We start from the raw sequence: 3599 nt of genomic DNA, 5'->3' as shown, positions 1-3599 counted from the left end.
ATTTTTGCAGGCACTAATGTTAGCAACAGAATAATTATAGAAAATGAAAAAAGTAATTTAAGTATTATCTGCTTTTTTCCTTGCCTTTTAAAAGTTAAGATATTTTCATTTTCAATATCAAAGATTTTATTGTGTATATATAGAATTAATAGTATGAAAAAGTAAGAACAAAACCTTTCAAGATGATAAACCCATATACCAGTAGTAAAAAGCCAGTGTGTTATGGGATATGATGAATATCCTATAAAGATTAAAGCAAGCAGAGAGTAAACAAAATAAATCTTATGAGCCTTCATTCCAACAAAAAAGAATAGAATGCATAGAGTAAGAATTATAAATAAAACCATACATCTAAATATTATTCGTGTTATCAATAATTTTGAAACGCCATCTTGAGAACCAAAAGCGGGTGGATAAACCAATCCACCATATATATTTGAATAATTTGCAACATACAAAGTTATGTCAACACAATCTTTCGCCAAAAATGAGACTGATGAACTTTTAGTAGAACCATGATAATTTCTATTATATATATTTCCGCATTGAGAAAGAAGATTACCATTTATATATAATTGGTAAGATGAAAATATTTCAGGAAGTTCTAATGTGTATAATTGAACATTTTCTGGTAACATTATTTTTAAATGGTAGGTTGCCTTTCCAAAATAGGAAGAATTTTTATTTCCAAAGTCCAAACCTGAATATTGACCTATAAAAATATTTAAAGGAGCTTCTTTGGAGTGTATTTTATTATATGGAATATATTCATTAGGATATACATCCCAGTTATAACATAATTGAATGACAGAATTATCATTAAAATTATTATTAGATAAATCAATTTGTCCGTTATGTCCATAATATATTGTTGTCTTATCCATATATTTATTATCTATAAAATATAGGAAAGTGAATCCTATAAAAGAAACAAAGCAAATAAGAATCAATGTAAATATAAAACAAAGTTTATTTTTTAAAGTCATTATTTTATCCTCTTTTTAATAAATATAAAACTGATAATAAGTATCAAAGAAATACCAGTTACGGCTAATGGAATTAATATTTTTTGAAAGTATTTATTATGAGTATTTTCATTATAAGTATCAGAATTATTTTCATGTATAGTAATTTTATTAGAGGTTTCTAATTCATCATTGATTTCATCATTAGGTTCATTTTCTAAATATTCTTCAGAATTAATATCATTAGTTTCATTAATATAATTGTCACTTTGGTAGTTTTCATTTTCATACGATTTAGATGATGATGCATAATTAGAAGATGGAGAATTAACGTCTAAGTCTAAATCATTTGGTTTTGATAATACAACTATGTTTTGAACAGACTCAGTTGGAGTTTCTAAAGTTTCATTTACAAATGTTGGATGTGGCTCGCTGTCATTCATTATTATTATGTTGTCAGGTTGAGAATCTGTTGTATTATCAGAATCTGTGTTAAAAATTTCAAGATTTGATGATGATTTTTTTATGGATTTAGTATTTTTATTATCTATATTATTGTTTTCATTATATATAAGATTATTATTTTTTAAATTATCATCATCATTATTATTAGAATTTGATTTATTGTCTATGTCTTTTGTAATAGTAGGATTTTGGGAAGGTGAATTTTCTCCTAAATCACCACCATCTCTATCTCCCTTTAAAATCATTTTACTAAGAATACCATCAGGACTCATATTGATTTTTAAAATATTAGAAGTTGTACCATCTGAAAGAATATATTTAAAATAGTAGTCCTTATTATATTGGAGATAATATATATGCAGTTGATCTTCATTTAAATCGTAATCATCAGAGTATTCAATCCATGTTTCTAAATTATCAGTTGAATAGAAAAGTTTATTTTCATTTGATTCTAATGGGAATTTTAATAATTCAATTATAATATTATATGATTGTTTTGAAGCTTCAATAGCATATAGATAACTTATATCTAATATATCAGGATCTTTTACCAGTATTTTAGTTTCAATAGTTTCAGGAAGATCCTTTATATTGAAATTGTAATCAGGATAAAGTACAGTTCCATAAACAGTATATTCTCCAATAGTATTGTAATCATAATTGTAGTCCCAGTTTATTGGAAAAGAAAGTTCTTCTATTGAACTATCATCGTTTTCTGATTTCAGTAATAATAAAATAGATTTTGGTAGGTGAATATTGTCCAAATTTACAGCAGTTTGATATTCTGATTTAATATCTGTAGCAGATACAGTTCTGTTTATTTTTTTGCAGTTTTTTAAAATATCATTTGTGTTGCTGCAATCAAGAATTATATTTGGCGCTGTTACAGATACTGAATTTGTACCTTTGCACTTTAAATTATCAAATAATAATCTAACATCATCGTTTGAATATATTCCTTTATTGTAAGATCCATCTATATCAATTAAACATCGGTAGATATAATTATTATAATCATCAATTTTTATATTAGAATATATGCCTGTATTATTGTTTCCTTTAATTGATATAGTAGAATCATATAAATTAAAGCAGCAGTCTTTAGATAAATAAAATCCAATAGAATTATTTCCACTTAGATTTAAAGAACAATGAGATAATGACAAAAAGCTTCTAGATTCACAAGTAAATATAGAGGTATTAAAGCTGTCATTTGATTCAAAAGAATAGTCAGAATAAAATTGGAATGGACCATTGAATTCTACAAAGCTAGATGAGCAGATCTTTATTTTATTTCCATTTGTATTTATTGTAACAGCACTGCTTGTAGTAACTTTTTCATATGAATTAATTTCAATGTCATTGTTAAGAATTATATTATTTCCTTGCGATAAATTTTCAAAAAAATCAGATTCATTAAAAACAGTTATAAAGTTATCAGAATTTTTGTTTAATGATACTGAACTGGATGTTGTTGAATTTGTTTCTGTAGTAAATGCCTGTACAGAAATTGATTTATTAAAAACTACTATAAACATTAAAAATATAAAGAAATATATAATTTTTATTTTCAATGAGATTCACATCCTTTTCTGATTAACTTTTATAGGAAAAATATAATATTTAACATTTATATATTATAAATAATAACATATTTTAATTGATTAGACAAAGAAATTATAAAATCATCAAATTTTGTCATTGAAAAATATTAAAAAATATAATGAAAATAAACTATTTCTGTAAAGCTTATTTAAAGTTAATCTTATATCATGGCTTGTTTTAGCACTTATATGGTTTGGTAATGGAAAGACTAGTATTTTTATTGCAGTTATATCAACATTGTAGAATATAGAAGTATAGATTATGAAGTTATGCAGATAATAAATGGTGTGGGACTTAAAGGATTTGAAAATGCATTCTAGATAGATTAAATGGAGAAATGAAACAAAGATGTGCAATTGCAAGAAGGGGTAATTTCGGTAAAAGACCTTCGAAAATAATTTAAGGAAATAATTTTTGAAAAAAACTATAGGAAAAAGGAATATAAACAATGGTGAGTTCATAAAGCAAATTGTTTGAGATAAGACAATTGAATTTATTATTGTATGTTATACTATAAAAAAACATATTATCAAAGGAGAGATAGTAATGGATGAATTAATAAAA

The 3599-nt window shown here is 24.4% G+C and carries 2 protein-coding genes; both read right to left on the bottom strand.

The window, feature by feature from the left end:
• Positions 1–986: hypothetical protein (locus Q0F58_RS18100; RefSeq protein WP_367118218.1), on the bottom strand; the 986-nt coding region annotated here is incomplete at its 3' end.
• Positions 986–3004: an Ig-like domain-containing protein gene (locus tag Q0F58_RS18095; protein WP_294379250.1), complete on the bottom strand. Its 2019-nt coding sequence runs from the start codon at positions 3002–3004 to the stop codon at positions 986–988. The genes Q0F58_RS18095 and Q0F58_RS18100, both read right to left, overlap by 1 nt.
• Positions 3005–3599 lie beyond the last annotated feature (595 nt).

This window comes from uncultured Clostridium sp. (assembly GCF_934754915.1).
In the GTDB taxonomy this organism is placed as follows: Bacteria; Bacillota; Clostridia; order Clostridiales; family Clostridiaceae; genus Clostridium.
This window is presented reverse-complemented; position numbering and strand designations above follow the sequence as displayed.